Origin of the sequence: Methylomonas rivi, assembly GCF_024505165.1 — a bacterium.
Taxonomy (GTDB): domain Bacteria; phylum Pseudomonadota; class Gammaproteobacteria; order Methylococcales; family Methylomonadaceae; genus Methylomonas; species Methylomonas rivi.
The window spans coordinates 1-2,484 of sequence record NZ_JANIBK010000268.1 but is presented as its reverse complement, the minus strand read 5'-3'; the positions used below and the strand labels follow the sequence as shown (position 1 = coordinate 2,484).

Genomic DNA, 2,484 nt, shown 5'->3' with positions numbered 1-2,484 from the left:
AGCAGCGCCGCAAGCGGCGGCCGGCCGGTCTGCAAGAGGAGTCGGCTAGCAACCCGGATTGACTGCCGCCGGCCGCTGGCGAATAATGAAAACCGTTAACCGCTCGACAAAAGGGATAACCCAAAATGCGCATAACCAACCGTTCTCGCTCCGAATGACATACATGACTTCTATCTCATGACCAGCGTATTCATCAGCTACAGCCACGACGATGACCTTCACCAGCAACGGGTTTATGTCCTAGCCGACCGGCTAATCAAAGACGGTGTCAAAGTCATTCTCGACCGCGATTATAAGGATGGTGGGCCGGACGAAGACTGGGATAATTGGTCGGAAAAGCAAGCCGCTAACGCAGAGATCGTATTACCGGTCTTCACGCCGGAATACCTTAAGTGCTGGAGTGGAGATCAAGCTCCAGGAAACCGATTAGGAGCAATTCTCGAAACTAAGGTAATTAAGCGGAGAATTGTCGAATCCGGCAGTAGTATCGAGTTCTGCCGCACCGTCGTTTTTGAAGCGGATCACCGCAATTGCATCCCCCTTTCGATAAAAGGTATACATACCTTCGACGCGCAACGGGATTACGCTCAAATCCTCGCCTGGTTACGTTTAAAAGACGCCGCGCCAGAACCCAATACCAGCACCATCGAACTTTCCTGGCCCAAAATCCCAGACGACTATCCCTGGCCGCTGGCTGATCGGGTGGAATTATTCGATAGTTTCAAGGCGGTGCTTGGTCGAAGCATGCCGCAACGGATTTTTCTGATCGCAGGCGCCAGCAATACCGGCAAAACCGTACTACTCAACGCACTGTTCAAACTGGCAAAACAAGTGCAACTCGACGCCGTTCTGCTCGATTTAAAAGGCTGCCCCAGCTTGGAAGACCTGTTCGACATCTTGGCGTTGGAAACGAACGACAGCATCTTGCCGGCGTTGCACAGCGCCCACGGCTCGGCGCGAAAAATCGCGTTATTAAAGGATTTGGAAACACTAAAAAAACCCTTGCTGCTGGGCTTCGACACTTATCAACACATCGCTCCGGACACCGCCGACTGGCTGGAAAGCCAGGTACTGCGTCGTGCCGAAAAATGCCCTGGATTATTAGTGCTGATTGCCGGCCAACAAGTCCCCGAGCCGGCAAAATATCCCTGGAACGATCTGGCGTTACCCAATAGCTTGCAACCCATACTGGAAAAACACTATTGGCGAGATTACGCGCATCAGGTTTTGAAAAGCGCGCATATCACGGACGAACATCTTGATGTTATGTTGCATATTTCCAAGGGCGACCCCGGCCAAACCAGCGCACTGTTGCAATCGTTTGCCGGTATCAAAGCATGAACGCCATGAACATTGAGCAAGCGCTGGAGCAACTCCAACAAGCCCAAAACGACCCGCAAGCCTTAACGCTGGCAACCGCGCAAATCGCCTGCGCGCCGCTGCATCCGGAATTATTCGACATACTGCAAGTAGCGGCGATACCGCATTGGTTCGATGCCAATATTCTGGCGCATTTGCTGCAAACCGATACTGAGCGGGCGAGCCATTGGTTACGGCTTTTAGAGCAATTGCCAATGGTGGAAAACTATGCCGCCCGCAATGCCCGCAACGTACACGAAACCACCCGGCTGGCGCTGCGCGCTTCGCTGGCGGCGAACGAATCGGAGCGTTTTCGCCACTTGTCCGGGCTATGCGCCGATTATTTTTCCGCCACGGAAGACTTTCAGCAAATAGAACGTATTTACCACCTACTGGGGGGGATGGCGGCCGGCGCCGACCAAATACTCTTGACGCTTTATCATACCTGGAGCACAACCGGCCGTTACAACGCGCAACAGACCCTGGCGCTGGTTCTGGAAGAATTAGTCGACGGCAAACTTCTCGAAGGCGCGGTGCTGGCCCGTACTCTGGTGGTCAACGGTTGGATTCGCGGCAGCCGTATGTCCGCAACGTTAACCGAAACCTTGGCCCGGCAGGCCGTCGAACTGTTTAGCCAAGCCAAAGACGAATATGGCGAAGCCGATGCACGCGACTGGTTGGGCGGAGCATTACAAACGGCAGGCAAACTCAAACATGCCATGTCCGAATTCCGCAGCCAATTCAAAATTCTGAGTCGTTTAACCCAATGCGATCCGGACAACAGCGACTGGCTGAGGGATTTGGCGGTCTCGCATACTAAAGTCGGCGGCGTGTTGCAAGCCCAGGGGAATCTGGCGGCTGCGTTACAGAAATATCGAGCCGGTATGGACATCATGCGCCGCCTGAGCGAGCGCGACCCGGACAACAACGGCTGGCTGCGGGAGTTGTCGGTATCGCACAACTGTGTCGGTCGCGTGTTGCAAGCCCAGGGCAATCTGGCCGGCGCGCTTGAGGAATATCGGGCCGATATGGACATCATGCGCCATCTCAGCGCACGCGACCCGGACAACAGCGGCTGGCTGCGGGAGTTGTCGATATCGCATAACTGTATCGGCGGCGTGTTGC

The 2,484-nt window shown here is 54.7% G+C and carries 2 protein-coding genes; both read left to right on the top strand.

What is annotated here, in order from left to right:
• The first annotated feature begins 177 nt into the window (after nt 1-177).
• Nucleotides 178-1,341, top strand: coding sequence for a toll/interleukin-1 receptor domain-containing protein (locus tag NP596_RS20945; protein ID WP_256617329.1), 1,164 nt, complete (start codon nt 178-180; stop codon nt 1,339-1,341).
• 5 nt (nt 1,342-1,346) lie between these two features.
• A partial coding sequence (locus tag NP596_RS20940; protein ID WP_256617328.1) for a tetratricopeptide repeat protein occupies nt 1,347-2,484 on the top strand: 1,138 nt, incomplete at its 3' end.

Bases quoted from the DNA above. Each gene is read 5' to 3' on its own strand.
- NP596_RS20945 (WP_256617329.1), top strand. From the start codon at position 178: ATGACCAGCGTATTCATCAGCTACAGCCACGACGATGACCTTCACCAG.